This is a genomic window from Paraburkholderia sp. BR10936, from assembly GCF_040965735.1.
Lineage (GTDB): Bacteria > Pseudomonadota > Gammaproteobacteria > Burkholderiales > Burkholderiaceae > Paraburkholderia > Paraburkholderia nodosa_A.
In genome coordinates, this window is record NZ_JBFRCM010000001.1 from 1 (window position 1) to 19,607 (window position 19,607).

Annotated in this window: 20 protein-coding genes and 1 pseudogene; 8 read left to right on the forward strand and 13 right to left on the reverse strand. The window is 67.2% G+C overall.

The features are described 5' to 3' along the window. A pseudogene (locus AB4Y36_RS00005) lies at window positions 1-595 on the reverse strand (hypothetical protein); the annotation flags it as partial. 90 nt (window positions 596-685) lie between these two features. Continuing rightward, window positions 686-1,930, reverse strand: coding sequence for an aminotransferase class I/II-fold pyridoxal phosphate-dependent enzyme (locus tag AB4Y36_RS00010; protein WP_368682274.1), 1,245 nt, complete (start codon window positions 1,928-1,930; stop codon window positions 686-688). A gap of 136 nt (window positions 1,931-2,066) precedes the next feature. On the opposite strand from AB4Y36_RS00010, the gene AB4Y36_RS00015 reads away from it, so the two are divergent. Further along, on the forward strand, window positions 2,067-2,945 hold the full coding sequence (locus AB4Y36_RS00015) for a LysR substrate-binding domain-containing protein (RefSeq protein WP_069269346.1): 879 nt from the start codon (window positions 2,067-2,069) through the stop codon (window positions 2,943-2,945). A 35-nt stretch (window positions 2,946-2,980) separates the two neighbouring features. Here the strand turns inward: AB4Y36_RS00015 and AB4Y36_RS00020 are convergent, their stop codons facing one another. From AB4Y36_RS00020 to AB4Y36_RS00035, 4 genes are all read right to left on the reverse strand, one after another. Next, on the reverse strand, window positions 2,981-3,631 hold the full coding sequence (locus AB4Y36_RS00020) for a hypothetical protein (RefSeq protein WP_069269347.1): 651 nt from the start codon (window positions 3,629-3,631) through the stop codon (window positions 2,981-2,983). A gap of 218 nt (window positions 3,632-3,849) precedes the next feature. Next, complete coding sequence (gene hutC, locus AB4Y36_RS00025; RefSeq protein WP_368682048.1) at window positions 3,850-4,545, reverse strand: histidine utilization repressor; 696 nt, start codon at window positions 4,543-4,545, stop codon at window positions 3,850-3,852. A 59-nt stretch (window positions 4,546-4,604) separates the two neighbouring features. Beyond that, window positions 4,605-6,140 (reverse strand): histidine ammonia-lyase, encoded by a 1,536-nt coding sequence (hutH, locus tag AB4Y36_RS00030; protein WP_368682049.1) that lies wholly within the window; start codon window positions 6,138-6,140, stop codon window positions 4,605-4,607. 124 nt (window positions 6,141-6,264) lie between these two features. Further along, a complete protein-coding gene (locus tag AB4Y36_RS00035; RefSeq protein ID WP_368682275.1) occupies window positions 6,265-7,197 on the reverse strand; it encodes a LysR substrate-binding domain-containing protein in 933 nt (310 codons plus the stop codon). 115 nt (window positions 7,198-7,312) lie between these two features. Between AB4Y36_RS00035 and AB4Y36_RS00040 the strand changes: the two genes are divergently transcribed. Both AB4Y36_RS00040 and AB4Y36_RS00045 read left to right on the forward strand, forming a co-directional pair. Next, window positions 7,313-8,227, forward strand: a complete 915-nt coding sequence (locus AB4Y36_RS00040) for an NAD-dependent epimerase/dehydratase family protein (protein ID WP_368682050.1) — start codon at window positions 7,313-7,315, stop codon at window positions 8,225-8,227. Between the two features lie 106 nt (window positions 8,228-8,333). Then, entirely contained in the window at window positions 8,334-8,516 is a 183-nt protein-coding gene (locus AB4Y36_RS00045; RefSeq protein WP_069262451.1) for a hypothetical protein, read from the forward strand. Between the two features lie 75 nt (window positions 8,517-8,591). On the opposite strand, the gene AB4Y36_RS00050 is transcribed toward AB4Y36_RS00045, so the two are convergent. Genes AB4Y36_RS00050 through AB4Y36_RS00060 form a run of 3 tightly spaced genes read right to left on the reverse strand, consistent with a single transcriptional unit; the run spans window position 8,592 to window position 10,158 of the window. After that, window positions 8,592-9,332, reverse strand: a complete 741-nt coding sequence (locus AB4Y36_RS00050; RefSeq protein ID WP_368682051.1) for a DUF899 domain-containing protein — start codon at window positions 9,330-9,332, stop codon at window positions 8,592-8,594. 35 nt (window positions 9,333-9,367) lie between these two features. Further along, complete coding sequence (locus AB4Y36_RS00055) at window positions 9,368-9,772, reverse strand: SRPBCC domain-containing protein (protein WP_368682276.1); 405 nt, start codon at window positions 9,770-9,772, stop codon at window positions 9,368-9,370. After that, entirely contained in the window at window positions 9,706-10,158 is a 453-nt protein-coding gene (locus AB4Y36_RS00060; RefSeq protein WP_368604914.1) for an ArsR/SmtB family transcription factor, read from the reverse strand. Before AB4Y36_RS00060 ends, AB4Y36_RS00055 begins: the two co-directional genes overlap by 67 nt. Window positions 10,159-10,298: 140 nt before the next feature. Here AB4Y36_RS00060 and AB4Y36_RS00065 point away from each other — a divergent pair, with 140 nt between their 5' ends. Continuing rightward, complete coding sequence (locus AB4Y36_RS00065; protein ID WP_368682052.1) at window positions 10,299-10,694, forward strand: hypothetical protein; 396 nt, start codon at window positions 10,299-10,301, stop codon at window positions 10,692-10,694. 120 nt (window positions 10,695-10,814) lie between these two features. On the opposite strand, the gene AB4Y36_RS00070 is transcribed toward AB4Y36_RS00065, so the two are convergent. Next, a complete protein-coding gene (locus AB4Y36_RS00070; protein WP_368682053.1) occupies window positions 10,815-12,218 on the reverse strand; it encodes an NCS2 family permease in 1,404 nt (467 codons plus the stop codon). A 269-nt stretch (window positions 12,219-12,487) separates the two neighbouring features. Next, window positions 12,488-12,664 carry a hypothetical protein gene (locus AB4Y36_RS00075; protein ID WP_368682054.1) on the reverse strand — a complete coding sequence of 59 codons (177 nt, stop codon included), beginning with the start codon at window positions 12,662-12,664 and terminating at the stop codon, window positions 12,488-12,490. Window positions 12,665-12,726: 62 nt separating this feature from the next. On the opposite strand from AB4Y36_RS00075, the gene AB4Y36_RS00080 reads away from it, so the two are divergent. Both AB4Y36_RS00080 and AB4Y36_RS00085 read left to right on the forward strand, forming a co-directional pair. Further along, the gene (locus tag AB4Y36_RS00080; protein ID WP_368682055.1) at window positions 12,727-13,791 is read left to right on the forward strand and encodes a PRC-barrel domain-containing protein; all 1,065 of its coding nucleotides are present in this window, start codon (window positions 12,727-12,729) and stop codon (window positions 13,789-13,791) included. 11 nt (window positions 13,792-13,802) lie between these two features. Beyond that, window positions 13,803-15,053: an MFS transporter gene (locus AB4Y36_RS00085; protein ID WP_141710589.1), complete on the forward strand. Its 1,251-nt coding sequence runs from the start codon at window positions 13,803-13,805 to the stop codon at window positions 15,051-15,053. Between the two features lie 214 nt (window positions 15,054-15,267). Here AB4Y36_RS00085 and AB4Y36_RS00090 read toward each other — a convergent pair whose 3' ends face one another. Continuing rightward, window positions 15,268-15,741: a DUF3331 domain-containing protein gene (locus AB4Y36_RS00090; RefSeq protein WP_083245099.1), complete on the reverse strand. Its 474-nt coding sequence runs from the start codon at window positions 15,739-15,741 to the stop codon at window positions 15,268-15,270. 762 nt (window positions 15,742-16,503) lie between these two features. Next, on the reverse strand, window positions 16,504-17,412 hold the full coding sequence (locus AB4Y36_RS00095) for a LysR family transcriptional regulator ArgP (protein WP_069262457.1): 909 nt from the start codon (window positions 17,410-17,412) through the stop codon (window positions 16,504-16,506). Between the two features lie 144 nt (window positions 17,413-17,556). Here AB4Y36_RS00095 and AB4Y36_RS00100 point away from each other — a divergent pair, with 144 nt between their 5' ends. Both AB4Y36_RS00100 and AB4Y36_RS00105 read left to right on the forward strand, forming a co-directional pair. Further along, window positions 17,557-18,174 carry a LysE/ArgO family amino acid transporter gene (locus AB4Y36_RS00100; RefSeq protein WP_342945549.1) on the forward strand — a complete coding sequence of 206 codons (618 nt, stop codon included), beginning with the start codon at window positions 17,557-17,559 and terminating at the stop codon, window positions 18,172-18,174. A gap of 347 nt (window positions 18,175-18,521) precedes the next feature. Then, entirely contained in the window at window positions 18,522-19,514 is a 993-nt protein-coding gene (locus tag AB4Y36_RS00105) for a hypothetical protein (protein ID WP_069262459.1), read from the forward strand. Window positions 19,515-19,607: the final 93 nt, after the last annotated feature.

Sequence of the window (19,607 nt, forward strand, 5' to 3'; positions counted from 1 at the left end):
CGTCCTTGCCGCTCGCGACCACGCGCAAGGTCGCGAGCGCGAGTTCCAGATCAATTTCACTCCAGGCGACCACCCCGGTCGCATGGTCCCGCTCTTGCGCGAGCGCGTCGGCGCAAGCGTGCGCCACGAGCGGCGCGAGCGCGCGCACCGGCGGCACCCGCGCGGCCCGCCAGCGGCGCGCGCCGGGCGCGAGGCCCGCGGCTGCGGCCTGCTCGTCGAGCCAGCCAGGGTCGTAGTGGAACGAGAGGCAGCGGTCGCCCGCCGCATGACGGTGGCCGCATTCGAAGCAGGCGCCGGTTTCCCCGAGCATGAGCGCGCCGGGCGTCATCAGCGCGCGCGCGTTGCCGCTGCGGTAGCCGAATACGCCCGCCGCCACGACGGCGAGGCACGCGCTCGTGTGGCGCTCCTCGTAAGGCCGGTCGCCGGGACCGAGCGTGCAGACGACGTCGTCGACCGACCAGCCGGCGCCCGCCCCGAGCGGGCGCGCCGTGGGCGCACGGCCGCTCGCGGCACGGCCTTCGCGCTCGCGCTGGGCGAGCGCGCGTTGCAATGAAACGGCGAGACCTTGCACGGCAACCTCGCGTGAAGTTGGCACGTTCGTTGGCTACGTTCGTTGACTACGTTCGTAGGCTACGTCTGCCGTTGTAACACATCGCCGCGAGCGTCGCCGGAGCGGCCCCGGCCGCTATCGCCGCCGTTCCTCGATGGCGCGCAGAAGCGACAGCGCGATGCCCTCGGCGGCAAGGCGCACCTCGTCGAGCGCCGGAAACGACGGCGCAATCCGCAGATGACTGTCGTGCGGATCGACGCCATACGGAAACGCCGCGCCCGCGGGCGTGAGGACGAGTCCCGCCGCCGCCGCGAGTTCGACCGTGCGGCGCGCGCAACCCTCGGGCGCATAAAGGCTGATGAAATAGCCGCCGCGCGGCACGTTCCAGCTCACGCCGGGCACGCCGGCGAGGCGCGCGCGGAACACCGCGTCGACCGCATCGAACTTCGGCTTGAGCAGCGCCCGATGGCGCGCCATCAACCCGGTGAGCGTCGCGCGGTCGCGCAGGAAGCGCACGTGGCGCAGCTGGTTGAGCTTGTCCGGCCCGATCGTGCGCACGGCTGAGTGCTTTTGCCACCAGGCCACGTTACGCGGCGCAGCGGCGAGCCACGCGAACGCCCCGCCGCCGAAGGTCACCTTCGAGAACGACGCGAACATCAGCGCGCGGTCTGCGTGGCCCGCCGCCGCGCAGGCTTCGAATACATCGAGCGTCGTGTGCGCTTCGTCGCTCAGATGGTGAAAGCGGTAGGCGTCGTCCCAGAAGAGCCGGAAATCGGGCGCGGCGGGCATGGCGGCCAGACGCCGGATCACCTCGTCGGACCAGATCGCGCCCGTCGGGTTGCTGTAGAGCGGCACGCACCACATGCCTTTGATCGACGCATCGTCGCGCACGAGCGCTTCTACGCGGTCCATGTCGGGGCCGTCCTCGTGCATCGGCACGGCGATCATGCGCACGCCCAGCGCTTCGCAGATCGCGAAGTGGCGGTCGTAGCCCGGCACCGGGCACAGGAATGCGATCTCGCCCTGCGCTCGCCATGGCGCGCCCACCTCTGCGCCCTCGCCCGCCGGCACGCCGTGCAGCAGCGCGAAAGTCAGCGCGTCGTGCATCAGTTCGAGGCTCGAATTACCCGCCGCGATCACCTGGGCGGCCGGCACGCCGAGCAGCCCGGCGCCCAGCTCGCGCGCCTCGGGCAAGCCGCTCGCCAGGCCGTAGTTGCGGCAATCGAAGCCATCGCGCGCAAGATAGCCCGCCTGTGCGGCTTCGTCGATGAGCGCCTGCGAGAGGTCGAGCTGTTCGGGCGAAGGCTTGCCGCGCGACATGTCGAGCCGCATCTGCAGTTGCTGGAATCGTTCGTAGGTCAAATCGACGGGCGGCGACATCAACATGGGCTTCTCCAGAAAGCGAAGGACGATGCGAAGAACAACGCGAAGGGTCGGTACGGCCCCAGTATCGGCGCGTCCCCGCGTTCAGACAAACGCGTTATATTGAAGCCTTCGATCAATTTTTCTTATACCAATGAAGACCCTCGACCTCGACGTGCTGGCCATGGTGGTGGCCGTCGCCGACGCCGGCAGCTTCGTGCGCGGCGCCGCGCTCGTGCACCGCTCGCAGGCGGCGCTCAGCATGCAGATCCGCGCGCTCGAGGAATCCATCGGCAAGCCGCTCTTTATCCGTGCACCGCGCAGCGTCACGCCCACGCCCGACGGCCAGACGCTCATCGCCTACGCGCGGCGCATGCTCGCGTTGCGCGACGAAGCGTGGGCCTCGCTCGCGCACCCGGAAGTGACGGGGCGCGTGTCGATCGGCGTGCCCGACGATTACGCGTCCTCGCTCATGCCGCCGGTCCTGCGCAAGTTCTCGGCGAACTGGCCGAAGGTGGAGATCCAGGTGATCGGGCTGCCGAGCAGCGCGCTCCTGCCGCTCCTGAAGGACAACAAGATCGACCTGGCCTGCATCACGCGTACGCGCGGCCTCGCGGGCGAGTTCATCCGCTTCGAGCCGATGGTGTGGGCCGCGCCCCCCGCGGCGGTGAGCGCGGCGAGCGGACGTGAGATCTGGCGCGAGCGGCCGTTGCCGGTCGCCCTCTTCGGCGGCGGCAGCGTCGCGCACACGAACGCGATCCAGGCGCTGGAGCGCGCGAAGATCGCCTATCGCACATCGTATGAAAGCCCGAGCCTGATGGGCCTGTGCAGCATGGTGGCCGCGGGTCTCGCCATCGCGCCGCTCGCGCGCTGCGCGGTGCCCGAGACGTTCGTCACGCTCGGCCGCCAGCATGGCTTGCCGGCACTGCCCGAACTGGAAGTGGTGCTCGCGCGCAGCGCACGCTCGAACCGTCCGCCGTGCGACTTTCTCGCCGACCAGATCCTCGCGGAACTGCGCGTTCAGGAGCGGTGATCTTCCGACGATGCTTCGGGCAACGAATCAGTCGATCAATCGTCGCCCAGCCGCGAAAGCAACGCGTAGAGGCGCGAGACATGCCGCAATAGCATTTCGCGATGCTTCTCGATCTGTTCGAGGCGGCCTTCGAGGTCGGCGCGCACGCGCTCGTCGGGGTCGGCGTAGTTGATCACGTCTTCGATACGCGAGCGCAGCACCGCGGGCTCGACCGGCGGCACGCTCAGGTAGCGCTCGAGCTTGCGCACGTCCTGCGCGGCGAGATCGCGGATCTTGCGCGTGCCCGCGAGACGCCGGTGCGCCTCGGGCGTCGCCGTCGCTTCCTCGCGCTTCGCGCCCTGGCCGAAGATCGGCTCGACGCGCAGCACAGGCGCCTTGCGTACCGGATGCGCGGTGCCGCGAAAGCGCGCGCGTGGCGTCTCGCTCGCGATCGCTTCGCGCGTCTCGTCGGGCACCTCGGCGCTGTCGTGCTTCACGTCCATCCAGCCTTCTGGCAGACCCGTGACGGCTTCCACGCCGCGCACGAACTCCGCGCTGAAGTCGCGCTGGCCCGACACGATCAGCTTCATGTAGCTCGCGGAAAACGTCATCATGCGCGCGAGCCGGGTGGCCGACCCGACCTCGCGCGTGAGCAGCGCCAGATTGGCACGCCACATCGGCATGAGCGTGGCGTTGGCATCGTCCATTGCGGAGCTCCTCCTTCGTTCGCGTCATCTGCCAATGATAAAGGCTGCGGCGCACCACGCGCGCTTTCGCGGGCCGTCTGCCCCATACGCGCGCTATCGTTAGCAATAGGGTCAGCTAACGGTAAAGGGAGCAAGGCACATGCCGACGACTGTCGGCCATGCACGGGGAAATGACTGAGGAAATGACGGCGAGCGGCGCGGCCGGACCTTGGCAGGCCTTAGAAATGGCCCGTGAAGCGGTAACGGCTGCCCGGATGCCAGAGATTGGCGACCGAGGCGACGAGCCCACGCGAGCGGGTGCGCCGGTGCAATACGAGGCACGGCTCGGCCTCCCCCATCGCGAGGCGCGCGCGCGTCTGCGCCTCGGGGGCGAGCGCCTCGATGCGATACTCCACGCCCTGCAGCGGCGCGACATGCACGAGGTACTGGTTCGGCGTAATGTGCGTGAAGTCCTGCGCCGCGTAATCGGGCGCGACGGCGGGATTGACCCAGCGCTCTTCTAGCTGCACGGGCTCGTCGTTTTCGAAGTGAAGCACCCGCGAGTTGAACACCTGATCGTTCGCGGCGAGCCCCATTTCGACGGCGAGCGCCTCGTCGGCGCGATGCACGCCGATCTCGAGCACCTCGGCGCGGTAGCGGTGCCCGCGCGCGAGGATTTCGTCGGAGATGCTGCGAATGGCGACGAGCGTCGATTCGTACTTCGGCCGCGCGACGAAGGTGCCCGCGCCCTGCACGCGCGTGAGCACCTGTTCCGCGGTGAGTTCGCGCAGCGCCCGGTTCACGGTCATGCGCGCGACCTTGAACTCGCGCGCCAGTTCGTTCTCCGAAGGCACCTGGTCGCCCTCGCTCCACTCACCGGCGTGAATGCGCGCGAGGACGAAGTCCTTGATGCCCTGGTATGCGGGAGCGTTCATCGCGTTGGCCCGTGCTTTGGCTTGGCGTCTGCTTGTGCGTGATCGCGCGTGCTTGCGCTTTACTGCGCCTCGGATTCGAATGCCAACGGGCTGTGCGAAGCGATGGCACCGTTCTGCACGAGACGCGCAATCGCTTCGATATCCGGCGCGAAATAGCGGTCGAGGTCGTAATGCGGCACCTCGGCGCGCACCGACTGCATCACGTGCGCGAGCGCCGGGCTCGTGTGGTGCGGCGCGCGCAGGTCCACGCCCTGGGCCGCGGCGAGCAGTTCGATCGCGAGGATGTTGGCCGTGTTGTCGGCGATGTCGGCGAGCTTGCGCGCGGCGAACGTCGCCATCGACACGTGGTCTTCCTGGTTTGCCGAGGTCGGCAGCGAATCGACCGAAGCCGGATGCGCGAGCGTCTTGTTTTCCGACGCCAGGGCAGCCGCCGTGACGTGCGCGATCATGAAGCCTGAATTCACGCCGCCGTCCTTCACGAGGAAAGGCGGCAGGCCCGAGAGCGTGGCGTCGATGAGCAGCGCGATGCGGCGCTCGGCCAGCGCGCCGATTTCGGCTGCGGCCAGCGCGAGATTGTCGGCGGCGAAGGCCACCGGTTCCGCGTGGAAGTTGCCGCCCGAAAGCACTTCGTTCGTTTCCGGGAAGATCAGCGGATTGTCCGACACCGCGTTCGCTTCGATGAGCAGCACCTGCGCTGCGTGACGCATCTGGTCGAGACACGCGCCCATCACCTGCGGCTGGCAGCGCAGCGAGTACGGGTCCTGGACCTTGCCGCAGTCGCGGTGCGAGAGGTTGATCGCCGAGCCTTCGAGCAGCGTGCGATAGGCCGCGGCCGCCTCGATCTGGCCGCGATGGCCGCGCAGTTCGTGAATGCGCGCGTCGAACGGCTTCACCGAACCTGCCGCCGCGTCCACGCAGAGCGCGCCCGAGACGAGCGCCGTGCGGTAGAGGTCCTCGATCGCGAACGTGTTGTAGAGCGCAAGCGCGGCCGAAGCCTGCGTGCCGTTGAGCAGCGCGAGACCTTCCTTGGCCTGCAGCGCGAGCGGCTTGAGGCCCGCAGCCGCGAGACCGGCTTCGGCGCTGGCGCGCTCGCCGCGGATGAACACTTCGCCGATGCCGAGCAGCACCGCCGACATATGCGCGAGCGGCGCGAGGTCGCCCGAGGCGCCCACCGAGCCCTTCACGGGAATGAGCGGCAGCACGTCGGCGTTGAACAGCGTGATGAGCGCGTCCATCACTTCGCGGCGGATGCCCGAATAGCCGCGGCCCAGGCTCGACAGCTTCAGCGCCATGAGCAGACGCACGACCGGGCGCGACATCGGCGCACCCACGCCCACGGCGTGCGAGAGCACCAGATTGCGTTGCAGCAGTTCGAGCTGGTCGCTCGGGATATGCGTGCTCGCGAGACGCCCGAAGCCCGTATTGATGCCATAGGCGGGCTCGCCCTTCGCCGTGATCTCGGCGACGGCGCCTGCGCCTGCGTCGATGGCCGCGAAGCTGGCCGGATCGAGCTCGAGCCGCACGGCCTCGCGCGCGATCTGGCGCAGTTGGGGCAGGGTCAGATGGCCGGGCGTGAGGCGAAGGGTCGGGAGCATGGTCGAATCCTGTCTATACAAGTCGCGAAAGTGGCCGAAGTCTAGCCTGGCGCGCCTGTCTATACAACTCCCCTTTGCGGCCCGTGTAGCCTGGGACTATCCATGAGAGCGCCGCCGGCGCGCGTCACGCGTCGAGTTGCAGCCTGCCCCCGATAAACGCGAGAAAGCATTGCACGCGTGCGGCGAGCGCCGCGCTGCGGTAGTAGACCGCGTGGATCGGCTGGCGCGATTCGATCAGCGCGTCGTCGAGCACGGTGACGAGGCGGCCCGCCTCGCGGTCGGCCGTCGTGAGGAAGTCGGAGAGGCACGCAATGCCGCTGCCGGCGAGCGCGAGCTGGCGGATCGTCTCGCCGCTCGAGGCCAAAAGCGCGGGCGCGATCGTGTAGCCGGGCTCGGTCGCCTGGGTCTTTGCGGCCGTGTGCGTTTCGTCGCCGGCCGCCAGCCGCAGCGGCCAGCCGTTCAGATGCGCGGGCGCCGTAAAGCCGATCAGCCGATGCTCGCGCAACGCGGCCACGCTGCCCGGCGTGCCGTGTGCCGCGAGATAGCCGGGACTCGCGACGATGCGCAAACGGCTCGTGCCGAGCGAGCGCGCGTGCAGCGTGGAGTCCTGCAGCGTGCCGATGCGAATGGCGATATCCACGCGCTGCTCCAGCAAATCGACGATGCGCTCGTTGTTCGTGAGTTCGAGTTCGATCTCGGGATACGCGTCGGCGAATGCCGCGACGTGCGGCACGATGCAGTGAAGCATGAACGGCGTGGCCGCATCCACGCGCAACCGCCCGGAGGGACGCTCGCGGTGGCGCGTGACGGCCTCCTCGGCGTCCGCCAGCGCCGCGAGAATGGCGCGGGCGCGATCGAGGAACAGCTCGCCCTCTTCGGTGAGTTGCAGGCGTCGCGTGGTGCGCAGGATCAGCGCGACACCGAGCTGCTTTTCGAGCCGCGTCAGCGCGCGGCTCACGCCCGAGACGGTCTGCTCGAGTTTTTCGGCCGCGGCGGTAATCGACCCCGCATCGATCACGGTGACGAAAACGAGCAGTTCGTCGGTCGACGTCTTCATCGTGGACATTCTTGATCCGCAGTCAATATTCATTTGAGACTAACACGGTTTTTGCAAAACCCGGATGTCCCGATACTGGCTTCCATCGCAATCAAGACAGGATCAGGAGCCCTTTATGAAAGTCTTCGTGACAGGCGCAGGCGGATTTATCGGCGGCTCGATCGCGGCGCATCTCGTGCGCGCGGGCCACACGGTGCGCGGTCTCGTGCGCAGGCCCGAGCAGTTCGCCGACCTCGAAAAGCTCGGCATCACGCCCGTACAGGGCGATCTCGACGACCGCGCGACGCTGATGGGGCAAGCACGCGACGCCGACGCCGTGGTCAACGCGGCGAGCAGCGACCACCGCGGCGCGGTCGAGGCGCTCATCGACGCGCTCGAAGGCTCCGGCAAGACGCTCCTGCATACGAGCGGATCGAGCATCGTGGGCGACGCGTCGGGCGGCGAGGCGACCGCGCACATCTATCGCGAATACGCCCTGCCCGAGCCGACCGCCGACAAGGCGCCGCGCGTGGCGATCGACAATCTCGTGCTCGCGGCCGCCGCGCGCGGCGTGAAGAGTGCCGTGCTCTGCAATACGCTGATCTATGGCGTGGGCGCGGTGCCGGGCGCCGCGAGCGTACAGTTGCCGCGGCTCGTCCGCCAGGCGCAGAAGAGCGGCGTGATGCGTCACGTGGGGCGTGGCCTGAACATCTGGTCGAACGTGCATGTCGACGACGTCGCCGAACTGTATCGCCTCGCGCTCGAAAACACGCCCGCGGGCACGTTCTACTTCGTGGAAAGCGGCGAAGCGAACTTCCGCGACATGACCACGGCGCTCGCAGACGTGATGGGTCTGGGCGCGCCGCAGGACTGGCCGCTCGAAGCCGCGATCGAAGAATGGGGCTACGAAATGGCGTCCTACGGCCTCGGCTCGAACAGCCGCGTGCGCGGCGAGCGCGCCCGTACGCTGCTCGGCTGGCAACCGCGGCGCACCTCGGTCACGGACTGGATCCGCAACGAGATGCTAAAAGCGCCGATCGCGCAAAAATAAGTGTTGTAGCGCACCTAATTGTTGCGTATCCGTAAGGTCGCTCCGCTAGAATCCGAGCGTCTTGCACTCGCCGCCGGCGCGCTGCGCGCCGGTACCGGATACGCCGATGCTCCTCGCGCTGAACTTCTACTGGCTAACCAACCTGCTGGCCATCCTGTTCATCGTCGCGTGCCTCTACGACACGCGCTACGACGAATATGGCACGCTGACGCTCGCCGCCGGCGCGATGGGACTCGTCGTGATGGCGATCGAAGTACTGCTGCGCCCCGCGTTCGACATGTCGCTGTAACGCGCTCTTTTCACGATTCATTCGCGACCGGCGCCGCTTTCTTTCGTTGCGCTAACGACTGTCCGCCCAGCGCATCTACTGCTTCTCGTGCGCACAGCACGACGCCGGCGCGGGCGCGTCTTCATAGCGATCGTGGTGGCGCATCCACTCGCGCATATCCTTCTCTTCGTTGCGTCCCTTTGCGGTCAACTCCAGCATCGCATAGGTGCCGATCAACATCTCTCCACCGCGCGCGTAGGTCGAATACGTGTGATACACGTTGCCCGCTTCGTCGCGATAAAACGCGCTGACGCCGGGCAGCTCGTCGCTCATGTAGTCCTGCTCGATGTAGTTGTAGATCGCCTTGCCGCGCGCCTTGTCGGCTTCGCTGAACGATACGTGATAGTCGAAGTTGAAGTCGCTCGCATGCGACGAAACCCACGGAAAACGCCAGCCCATGCGTTGTTTGAACGCTTCGATCTGCGCGAGCGGCGCGCGCGAAACGGCCACGTAAGTCACGTCGTGATGCTCCAGATGCGGCAGCATGCCGTCCACGTGATCGGACAGGAACGAGCAGCCCGGGCACCCCTCTTCCCACTCCGGCCCGAGCATGAAGTGGTAAATGATCAGCTGGCTGCGCGGCCCGAATAGCTGCGCAAGCGTGCGCGGGCCTTGCGGTGTCTCGAATGTATAGGTCTTCTCGACCTTCACCCACGGCAGTGCCTGGCGCTTGGCCACCAGCGCGTCGCGTGCGTGCGTGAAGGCGCGCTCTTCGGCGAGAAGCGCCTTACGGGCCTCAAGCCATTCGGTCTGCGAAACGATCTTGTGCGATTCCATCTTTCGATTCCTCCTTGCGCTTGAATGAGCGCCGTTCAGTCGAACAGCGCCACCAGTTGATCGATCGAACTCGTCCAGCCCTCGTTGTGCGAGTCGCGCGCCGCCTCGTCGAAGAAGCGTTCGTGCTTGAGCGTGAGGTCAGTGGCGGACCCGTCGGCGCGCAGCGTCACCGTGACGAGCGACTCGCGCTCCGGTGTACTGCGCCACGCCCACGTGAAGACGAGCTTTTCGTCGGGCACGACTTCGAGATACGTGCCGCTCACATCGTGGTCTTCGCCGTTTGCACCGCGCATGATCACGCGAAAGCGCCCGCCCTCGCGCACGTCGGCTTCGGCGTGAATGCAGGTGGTATCGAACGGGTGCATCCAGCGCATCAGTTGCGACGGCTGCGTCCACGCCGCGTAGACCTTCGCGGCCGTGGCGTTGAGACGTCGCCGGATGGTGAGGCTGGGAGCTTGCGGGGCGTTGCCAGGTCCGGCTGCGGGTTGGGTAGACATGCATCTTCCTCCACGAAAGCGGCGAGTCGATCGAGCGTTTCACTCCAGAAGCGTTGATAGTGCGCGAGCCACTGCATCGCGTCCTCCATCGGCCCGGCGGCGAGCCGGCACGCCACGGTGCGGCCGGTCTTCGCGCGCGTGACGAGGCCCGCCTGAGCGAGAACGTCCAGATGCTTCATGACCGCGGGCAGCGACATCGCAAATGGCTGTGCGAGCGCGCTCACCGAGAGCTCGTCGTGCTGCGCGAGGCGCGCCAGCAGCGCGCGCCGCGTGGGATCGGCGAGCGCCGCGAAGGTGCGGTCGAGGGTGGCGTCTTCATACTTAACCATGTGGTTTAGCATAGACGACGACCGAGCGATGTCAAGAGATGCGTAAGTCGTCCGCGAGCGGCGGTGCGCACGGCCGCATCGGCGCCACTAGAATGGCGATTTCTGCGCGCCGCGCCCCGCTATCTCCGCCCCATCACGCCATGCCGTCCAAAATCCGCAACTCACTGCTCTGGATCTTCGACGCCTTCGAGCGCGAGGCCGGCTATATCCGCAAGCCGATGTTCGGCTGCGACGCCGCCTATCTCGACGGCCTGCTGTGCCTCGTGGCCGCCGACCGCGACCCGCCCTTCAACGGCGTGCTGGTCTGCACGTCGCGGGAAAACCATGCGTCGCTCATCGAAGCGATGCCGGCGTTGCGAGTACACCCCGTGCTCGGCAAATGGCTCTATGTGCCGCAAGCCGATGCGGCGTTCGAAGATACGGCCGCGCAGTTGAGCGCGCTCGTGCTCGCGCACGACCCGCGCATTGGCGTGGAGCCCAAGCCACGCAAGCCGCGCAAAGCGGCCAAGGCTCGCAACAGCGTGCTGCCCGGGTAGCGCGCCAGAACATAGCGCGCAAAAGCCACACGGCCCGCGCCGCCGTGAAGCGACGCGGGCCGTGCAGCCGCCCGGGCGGGCCGCCATGGCCGCCGGGCGAATGACCGGGTCATCCGATGATCAGATGGCCCAGCCGCCCAGGTAGAACGCGGCCAGCACGCCGGCGATCACCACCGTGCCCACGTTCAGCTTGCGGATCTCGCCGCTCACCACGCGGCCGATCACGAGCGTGCAGAAGCCCAGCATGATGCCCGTGACGATGTTCGCCGTAAGCACGATGAACACGGCGCATACGAGACCCGACATCGCGTCGACCATATCGGCCATGTCGAGGCGGCTCACGCTCGAGAGCATCATGAGGCCGACGTACATCAGCGCGGGCGCCGTCGCATACGAGGGCACGAGGCCCGCGAGCGGCGCGAAGAACATCACCGCGAGGAACAGCACGCCCACCGTGGCGGCGGCGAGGCCCGTCTTCGCGCCCGCGGCCACGCCCACCGTCGATTCGATATAGGCCGCCGCCGGCGCGCCGCCCAGGAAGCCCGAGAAGATCGAGCTGACCGAGTCGGCCGTGAGCGCGCGCCCGCCGTTGACGATGCGCCCGTTCGCGTCGAGCTGGCCCGCCTGCCCTGCCACGGCGCGGATCGTGCCGGTCGCGTCGAACACGGCCGTCATCACGAGCGCCAGCACGCTCGGCAGCACGGCGAGCGAGAGCGCGCCCTTGATGTCCATCGCGCCGATCAGCGAGGCATGGCCCGGCGCCGACAGCGAAGGCCACGCGAACACGCCATGAAAGCTCACGGCCGGATCGATGGCGAGACCGAGCGCGGAGATCGCGACGATCACGATCAGGATCGAGCCCGGCACGCGGCGGTGCACGAGGCCGAAGATCGCGGCGAGGCCGACCACGGAAAGGATCACGGGCAGCGAGGTGATATGGCCGAGCGAGACCGGCAGGCCCGCGCCCGGATTCTTGACCACGAGGCCCACGTCATTGGCGGCGATCAGCAGCAGGAAGAGGCCAATGCCGATGCCCGTCCCATGCGCGATGCCGTGCGGCAGGTTGCGCAGGATCCACGAGCGCACGCCCGTCATCGAAATGCCCGTGAACACGAGGCCCATGAGGAACACCGCGCCGAGCGCGACTTCGGGCTTCAGGCCCTTGCCGAGCACGAGGCCGAAGGCGGTGAACGCCGTCAGCGAAATGGCGCAGCCGATGGTGATCGGCAGGCGCGCCCACAGGCCCATGAGCAGCGAGCCGAACGCCGTGGTCAGGCACACGGCCACGAACACGGCGCTGGTGTCGAAGCCCGCCTTGCCGAGCATGCCCGGCACGACGAACACGGAATAGACCATCGCGAGGAAGGTGGTGACGCCCGCAATCGTCTCCTGACGCAGCGAGCTGCCGCGCTCGGCAATGTCGAAATAACGGTCGATGAAACCCGAGGCCGGGCCCAATGAATCCGGGGACTCGACTTCGGCGGCGGTCGCACCGGCGAGCGGCTGCGCGTGGGGTTCGATCATGGTGAGTGCCTCCTTTATCAGCATGCTGAAACGGTTCACGGCTCACCAGCCCGATCCGTCATCAGGTTCGTCTCGAATTGAATTAGTCGTGTCGACGCGTTGCCGGCGCCTTCTTCCACTTCCAGGCGCTCATCGTTTTGACATCTCTTATGGATGGAGCGAAGGTTAGGCGAACACGATTTGCGCTCCCATCGCACGAACCGCATTGCGTTCATGCCGCGATGCTTATATGCCCGTGTACAGGCACGGCGCGGAGGCCGGCCCCGCGTTTACACCTGGGCGTGAAGCGGGCCGTTGCCGCGCGCGCCGGGGCCGGTTTCGTATGACGAAGCGCGATCGTCCCGGCGCGGCGCTTGCGGCGAGTCGACCAGCCGGCCGCCCACGCCGGTCGCCTTGACGCCGTCATGAATGCGGATTGGGCCGGTGCGCGGGTTACACTCACGCATCCCGACCCGGTTTCCCCCTGCCGCGCGCGCGTCGCGACGGCTGCTCCAAGGAGTTTCAGTAGATGAGACGCGGCTTCCTGCGTTGCGCACGTCCCGTTTTTCACTTCCCGTACGCCCTTACGCTGCTGATGCTGCTCACGCTCTCGGGCTGCAGCCTGTTCCGGCCGGCCCCGCCGCCCGAGCCGGAAGCGCCCGTAGCCACGGAGCCCGAGCCGGCCGCGAGCGAGCCCGAGGCCGCATCCGCGCCCGAGATGGCGAGCGAGCCGGAAGCGGGGGGCACGGCGAAGCCGGCGCCGAAGAAGCCGCGCCCCGCGCCGGTGCACCGCCGCCGTCCCGCGCCGGCGCCGCCCGCGCCCGCCAGCGCCCCGCCGGCGCCACCCCCCGCGCCCATCGTGCAGGTACGCACGCTCGAGCGCGGCACCTTCCGCACGCTGCTCGACAGCGAAGTGCAAAAGACCGACGGCAAGGTCGTGGGCCGCGCCGTCGACATGGTCACGGGCCCCGGCGGCAAGCCCGTCGACGTCGTGGTGAACCTGCAGGGCTTCATGGGCATTGGCGACCGCAAGGCCAACTTCCCGTGGAGTGGTGTGCGCGTGAATACCCAGGCGAAAACGCCCGCCATCACGCTCGCCCTGCCGGCCAGCCAGCTGCAGGTTCCCGACCGGCCCAAGGCCGGTGCGCCGCAGCCCGGCAACCCCGAGGCGAGCGCGACGCGCCTGCCCATGCTCGACGCGGACGTGGAACGCGCCAACGGCGGCAAGGTCGGCCGCGTCGTCGACGTGCTGCTCGACGGCAGCGCCGCCCCGCAGGCCGTCGTGCTCGACGTGAGCGGCACGCTCGAGAAACGTCATACGATCGCGGCCGACTGGTCGGCGCTGCACTTCGTCACGAAGAACAACACGCTCGAAGCGCAGCTCGAAATGAGCGACCAGCAGGTGGATGCCTCGCCGCCCTACGCACCCGACCAGCCGGTGCACGCGGTCACGCCCGCCGCCCCGCCGCCGCCGGCCCCGGCCCCGGCCCCGGCCGCTTCGGCCGCTTCCGCCACTTCGGCTGCTTCGGCTGCGCAAGCCGCGCCCGCTGCATCGCCCGTCGCCTCGGCGGCCAATGCCCACGGTGCCAAATGACGGACGGCACCATGCAACAACCCAATCCAGGCCAGCGCAGCGTGCGCGCGCTCGACTGGCTGAACTTCTTCGTGGCGAACGTACAGACGGGCTTCGGGCCGTTCATTGCGTCGTATCTGGCATCGCACAAGTGGACCCAGGGCGAGATCGGCCTGGCGCTTTCGGTGGGCACGATCAGCGCGATGGTGAGCCAGGTGCCGGGCGGCGCCGCTGTGGACGCCCTGCGCAACAAGAAGGCCGCCGCCGCGTGGGCGATCATCGCGATCATCATCTCTGCCGTCCTGCTCGCCGCGAGCCCGACCGTCGTGGCGGTGATGGCCGCCGAGGTCTTCCACGGCTTCGCCAGCTGCATGCTCGTGCCGGCCATGGCGGCGCTCGCCCTCGCGCTGGTGGGCCGCCAGAACCTGGGCGACCGGCTTGGCCGCAATGCACGCTGGGCCTCGATCGGCAGCGCGGTGGCCGCCGGCCTGATGGGCCTGTGCGGCGAGTACTGGTCGCCGCGCTCCGTGTTCTGGCTGACGGCTGCGCTCGCGTTGCCCGCGCTCGTCGCGCTCGCGATGATCGAGTACGACCAGAACGCCGCCTACGCCAAACCCGCGGCCAGGCCCGGCAAGGCCGCCGCGGCAGTTGCCGGCGAACCGCGCGAAACGATCCTCGACCTGCTGCGCGACCGGCGCATGCTGACCTTCGCGGCCTGTGTGGTGCTGTTCCACCTCTCGAACGCCGCGATGCTCAACCTCGCCGCCGGCGAAGTGACGGCCGGCATGGGCGACAACGTTCAGCTCGTGATCGCGGCGTGCATCATCGTGCCGCAAGCCATCGTCGCGTTGATGTCACCCTGGGTCGGCCGCACCGCGCAGGCCTGGGGGCGCCGCCCCGTGCTGATTCTGGGCTTTTGCGCGCTGCCGCTGCGGGCGCTGCTGTTCGCCGCCGTGGGCAACCCCTACTTCCTCGTCCCGGTGCAGATGCTCGACGGCCTGTCGGCCGCCGTGTTCGGCGTGATGCTGCCGCTCATCGCCGCCGACGTGGCGGGGGGCAAGGGCCGCTACAACCTGTGTATCGGGCTCTTCGGACTGTCGGCGGGGATCGGGGCGACGCTTTCGACGGCCCTTGCCGGCTTTATCGCCGATCACCTGGGCAATACGGTGAGCTTCCTCGCGCTCGCGAGCGCGGGCGCCGCCGCCGTGCTGCTGGTTTGGCTTGCGATGCCCGAGACGCGCGACGCGCTCGAAGAGGAAAACGCCCGCGACGCCACCGTGTGAGCAGTGCGCCGCCGGGGCGGGCGCCCGTTGCGCCTGCGCCGACGGATGGCGGCGACCCGCCTTTCACCCTGCAAACGAACAACGGCGCCCTTGAGGCGCCGTTTTGTTCTTGTGCAGTTCATGACATGAGCATGACGAGGTGTGACCAGCCACGTGGCATGTGAGCGGCGGGTGGCATACCCGCGCGGGCGACCGGTGCGCCCTGGGACGCCGCTCAGGCGGCCAGCGCCTCGTCCAGACGCGCCGCGACCACGGCGTTGGGCAGGTTGTCGAGCTTGCTCGCGAGGATCATCGCGTCGGCATTGGCCGGGCGGTGACGGCGATTGGGGCTCGGCCGGAACACCGCGTCGCCGCGGCGGATCTTCTCGCCGGTCAGCGCACAAACGGCGCTGCGGCGCGCCGTGCAGACCCGCCACAACTGGTCGGAGTAACGGCCATAGGTGGCGTCGCTCCAGCAAACGGTGATGCTGTCCGGATCATGCCGCCGGATCAACGTGATGCCCTGCGCATCCCACGAACGGACGGTGGCACGCCGCCGGTTCGCCGCCTCCGATGCGCCGCGTGTGATGGGTACCGGTTTGCAGCTTCTGCCGCCTTCGAATTCGCCGTCCAGGCTTAACGGCTCGGAAGCCGCGGACAGAAGGTCAATGGTTTGTTGCCAAACGCTGCCGGTATCTAATTTCGTCATAATGCACCTCGTGCACGTGGAAACGATTCAAATATGCCGGTCGAATAAGCACTCTGCCACGTCCGGATTATAGCGTGTCCAACTCGCAATCCACAGGAAAAACGCAATTTTCACACGATAATGCGAAACGCAAAAGACGAGACGGCAGAGCTTTCAGTTCCGGCTGTACGCCTCCAATGTTGGTTTCTTTACATCCGTGAACTTTTTTGCCGATTTGATGATACTTAACAATCTCACCGCGGAAAAAATAACCGGTTTCAGGCCTGGATGTCACGCGTCGCGCGACTTTCCACATAACTGAATTGTTACAGCGCCCGCTGCGCCACGCGCACGCATAAAGCCCGAAATGCCCGCCCATGGCCGGTCTCGCGGTCTTTACCGGCATCGCGACGGCTCCACTCTTACACACGGGACGTGACCGATCAATGAAACGCAATGCATCTATTCGACATCGGTGCATCAGACATATCACATACTAAACGTCAGTCTATTGGACGCGAAATTCTCGCACGAAGCTTGCATTCTCCACACCCATAGAATATCGAAGCATTCCACTATTCGAAAAGCAATTAATGGATTTCGGATATTGCTTTAGATGCATTGCCGCGACCCAATGCTGACATTGTGCAACTCGCAGGAGAGAAATAGCAACAAAACGGTGATGTTACGAGCCCTGTCGTGCGCACCGAAAGTCAGCACACTAATCCACCATTGAATCCGTGGATAAAGACAAACGAATGAAGCTATCGCGCGGCGCGCATCTTATGTCCCGCGGCCCTGATCGAGAAATTCGCCGGCGCGCACCTTGAGCATGGCGCCGAAGTCGTCGAGCCAGCCAATGGAAAGCCGCCAGCTTTGCCAGTACAGTTCGACGTCGAGCGCGCGGCCGGGCGTGAGCTCGACGAGTTCGCCACGCGCGAGATGCGGCGCGATCATGCGCTCCGGGCACATGCCCCAGCCCAGACCGTTCAGGCAGCAGCGCAGAAACCCGGCCACATGAGGAATCCAGTGCAGCGGCGCGTCGATCTGCGCGCGCGTAATGCGGCGAATGAAGCGCTTTTGCAGTTGATCCTTGGGATTGAACTCGACGCACGGCGCGTGGCGCAGCGTGTCGCGCGTCACCCCTTGCGCGAAATGCCGCTCGAAGAACGCCGGCGAGCACACCGCGAGGTAGCGCATGCGCCCGAGGCGCGTCGAGCGGCAGCCCTGCACGGGCTCGGCCTGCGTCGTGACGGCGCCCTGCACGCTCCCGTCGCGCATGCGTTGCGCGGTGTGATCCTGGTCGTCGATCACGAGGTCGAGCAGAACGCCGCGCTCGACGCAGAAGCCCGCCACGGCGTCGATGAACCAGGTACCCACGCTGTCGTCGTTCACGGCCACCCGTAGCGTCGGCCGCGCCGCCCCCAGCGCGCTCGTGAAGGTCGGCATCGCTCCGCCCAGCTCCGCCTCGAGCAATTGCACGCGCTCCGTGTGACGGCACAGCAGCGCGCCGGAAGCCGTCGCGACACAAGGCTGGCCGCGCTTCACTAGCACAGTGCCCACGCGCTCCTCCAGCAGCTTCACGCGCTGCGAAACCGCCGAGGGCGTAACGTTGAGTGCGCCCGCGGCGCGATCGAATGAACCATGCCGCACGACTGCGGCGAGCGCATCGAGCAAGGCATAGTCGAGCATTAGCGTTCCTTAATCCGGTTAATGAAAATGAGCTTTGCTTATGCGGCTCCTGGCGGCAGACTAACGCCATTCCCTGTCGATGTCCAATGACCGCAGGCGCTGCGCACCGCGCCGCCCGCGGCGCCTACTTTCTTCGCAACCGTCATGAACTGGCTCGCTTTCACTCACGGCGCGGCGCTCTGCGCCTCGCTCATCGTCACGATCGGCGCACAGAATGCGTTCGTGCTGCGTCAGGGCATCCTGCGCTCGCACGTCGGCAAGATCGTCCTGCTCTGCACACTGTCCGATTTCGTGCTGATCGGCGCGGGGGTAGGCGGCGCTTCGGCGCTCGTCGAGCGCTATCCGACCTTCGTGCACATCGTGCTGTACGTGGGGCTCGCCTGGCTCGTGTGGTTCGGCATCGGCGCGCTGCGCCGTGCGGTGCGCCCGTCGCACGCGGTGCTGGACAGCCATGCCGCGGCGGATGCGCCCGAACAGCGCGCCTGGCCGATCATCCTCATGACGCTCGCGTTCACCTGGCTCAATCCGCACGTGTATCTCGACACCTTCCTGCTGATCGGCACGGCTGGCGCGAGAGAACCGCAAGGCAGCCGCCTCGCCTTCGCGATCGGCGCGATGTCCGTGAGCGCGGTGTGGTTCGTCGCGCTCGGCTACGGCGCACGCGTGCTTGCGCCGCTGTTCCGGCGTGCGGGTGCATGGCGCGTGCTCGACGGCGCTATCGGCGGGATGGTGCTGTTGATCGCCTTTGCGCAATTGCGTTGAAGTCCACGAAAGCGCGATGCGCGGCGAGCGCACTTGCCGCGTGTGCCGCGTTTTACATGACGACCCGCTACCCCACGCGGCAAGCGTGCCGCACCGCCATGCTCAGGCCCGCTCGTTCGCGCCGCGATTGTTCAACGATTCGATATGGGGCGGCCCGTTATTGCGCCGAACGAGACAGACTCGATCGGAAGCGGCAGTCGGCCTTCTTGCGCGACGTCTGAACGATAGCTAACGATTCGACGGCACGTCGCGCTCATCGCGCATCGCGCCGGTTCGAAGTAAGCTCTTGCGACGACTGCAATCTCTTCTGCACTGCGTGCCTTTGCCGCCAGCAAAAGAACAGCGAGATGGACGACCTGATCCTCGACGCCTTCGATGCGTCGCAACTGATTCCCGGCTTCCACGCGCCAGCGCTGCCCGTCGAGCGTCCGGACCGCGAAACGCTCGACGCCGCCGAGCGCAACACGCGCCACTGGACGAGCCGTGTCACCGGTGCGCTCACGCCGGGCTCCGACGTGCATCGCGACGAAATGTGCCGCATGTTCCGCGAGACCTTCAATCCTTACCGGCCCTCGGTACTCGATTGGCCGCAGCTCGAAGCCGCGGCGCTCAAGCGCATTACCGATCTGCCCATCTGGGACATCGCCGTGCAAACGGAAGGCCGCGCGCGCCTGCGCATGGCCGCCTATGCCGCCTCGCTCGACGACGCCGTAATGCGCGACGCGCTCGCACTCAACGCGTGGGAGGAGAACCGCCACAAGGAAGTGCTCTCGCGCATGGTGGCGGCGTACGGCATCAAGCTCGCGAGCGAGCCGCCCTACGTCTACCCCAAGGACGCCGAATGGGCTTACCTCGTGACGGGCTACAGCGAATGCGTGGACAGCTTCTTCGCGTTCGGCCTCTTCGAAGTGGCGCGACGCTCGGGCCTCTTTCCGCCCGAACTCATCGACACGTTCGAGCCCGTCATGCAGGAAGAATGCCGCCATATCCTGCTGTTCGCGAACTGGGTGGCCTGGCACCGAGTCCGGCTCACCTGGTGGCAACGCATTCGCTTCGAGTTGAAGGTGGCCGGCGTCTGGGCCTTTCTGGCGTGGGAACGCGTTGGCCTCGCGCGCGCCATGGATGCCGAGGGCAACGAACACCGGCACGACAACAACTTCACGATGAACGGCGCGCAGCAGGTGACGGACGTGGACATCAGCGTACCGGAACTCATGCACCTGTGTCTCGCCGAGAACGAGCGGCGCTTTGCGGGCTACGACAAGCGTCTGCTGCGCCCGGTGACCATGCCGCGGCTCGTGCGCTTCGCACTGCGCTTCGTGCGCGACAAGAAGCACTGACGCTCCCCCCTTCCCCTGCACGCGCGCCGCTTCGTTCGAACGGACGATTGCGACGCGCGCTGCTTTCATGCGACGCTTCGCGCCCATGCAGGT

What these genes read in the sequence shown, in the direction of transcription:
- AB4Y36_RS00010 (WP_368682274.1), bottom strand. Translation starts at nt 1,930, where the DNA reads ATGTCGCCGCCCGTCGATTTGACCTACGAACGATTCCAGCAACTGCAG.
- AB4Y36_RS00015 (WP_069269346.1), top strand. Translation starts at nt 2,067, where the DNA reads ATGAAGACCCTCGACCTCGACGTGCTGGCCATGGTGGTGGCCGTCGCC.
- AB4Y36_RS00020 (WP_069269347.1), bottom strand. Translation starts at nt 3,631, where the DNA reads ATGGACGATGCCAACGCCACGCTCATGCCGATGTGGCGTGCCAATCTG.
- hutC (WP_368682048.1), bottom strand. Translation starts at nt 4,545, where the DNA reads ATGAACGCTCCCGCATACCAGGGCATCAAGGACTTCGTCCTCGCGCGC.
- hutH (WP_368682049.1), bottom strand. Translation starts at nt 6,140, where the DNA reads ATGCTCCCGACCCTTCGCCTCACGCCCGGCCATCTGACCCTGCCCCAA.
- AB4Y36_RS00035 (WP_368682275.1), bottom strand. Translation starts at nt 7,197, where the DNA reads ATGAAGACGTCGACCGACGAACTGCTCGTTTTCGTCACCGTGATCGAT.
- AB4Y36_RS00040 (WP_368682050.1), top strand. Translation starts at nt 7,313, where the DNA reads ATGAAAGTCTTCGTGACAGGCGCAGGCGGATTTATCGGCGGCTCGATC.
- AB4Y36_RS00045 (WP_069262451.1), top strand. Translation starts at nt 8,334, where the DNA reads ATGCTCCTCGCGCTGAACTTCTACTGGCTAACCAACCTGCTGGCCATC.
- AB4Y36_RS00050 (WP_368682051.1), bottom strand. Translation starts at nt 9,332, where the DNA reads ATGGAATCGCACAAGATCGTTTCGCAGACCGAATGGCTTGAGGCCCGT.
- AB4Y36_RS00060 (WP_368604914.1), bottom strand. Translation starts at nt 10,158, where the DNA reads ATGGTTAAGTATGAAGACGCCACCCTCGACCGCACCTTCGCGGCGCTC.
- AB4Y36_RS00065 (WP_368682052.1), top strand. Translation starts at nt 10,299, where the DNA reads ATGCCGTCCAAAATCCGCAACTCACTGCTCTGGATCTTCGACGCCTTC.
- AB4Y36_RS00070 (WP_368682053.1), bottom strand. Translation starts at nt 12,218, where the DNA reads ATGATCGAACCCCACGCGCAGCCGCTCGCCGGTGCGACCGCCGCCGAA.
- AB4Y36_RS00075 (WP_368682054.1), bottom strand. Translation starts at nt 12,664, where the DNA reads ATGCGTGAGTGTAACCCGCGCACCGGCCCAATCCGCATTCATGACGGC.
- AB4Y36_RS00080 (WP_368682055.1), top strand. Translation starts at nt 12,727, where the DNA reads ATGAGACGCGGCTTCCTGCGTTGCGCACGTCCCGTTTTTCACTTCCCG.
- AB4Y36_RS00085 (WP_141710589.1), top strand. Translation starts at nt 13,803, where the DNA reads ATGCAACAACCCAATCCAGGCCAGCGCAGCGTGCGCGCGCTCGACTGG.
- AB4Y36_RS00090 (WP_083245099.1), bottom strand. Translation starts at nt 15,741, where the DNA reads ATGACGAAATTAGATACCGGCAGCGTTTGGCAACAAACCATTGACCTT.
- AB4Y36_RS00095 (WP_069262457.1), bottom strand. Translation starts at nt 17,412, where the DNA reads ATGCTCGACTATGCCTTGCTCGATGCGCTCGCCGCAGTCGTGCGGCAT.
- AB4Y36_RS00100 (WP_342945549.1), top strand. Translation starts at nt 17,557, where the DNA reads ATGAACTGGCTCGCTTTCACTCACGGCGCGGCGCTCTGCGCCTCGCTC.
- AB4Y36_RS00105 (WP_069262459.1), top strand. Translation starts at nt 18,522, where the DNA reads ATGGACGACCTGATCCTCGACGCCTTCGATGCGTCGCAACTGATTCCC.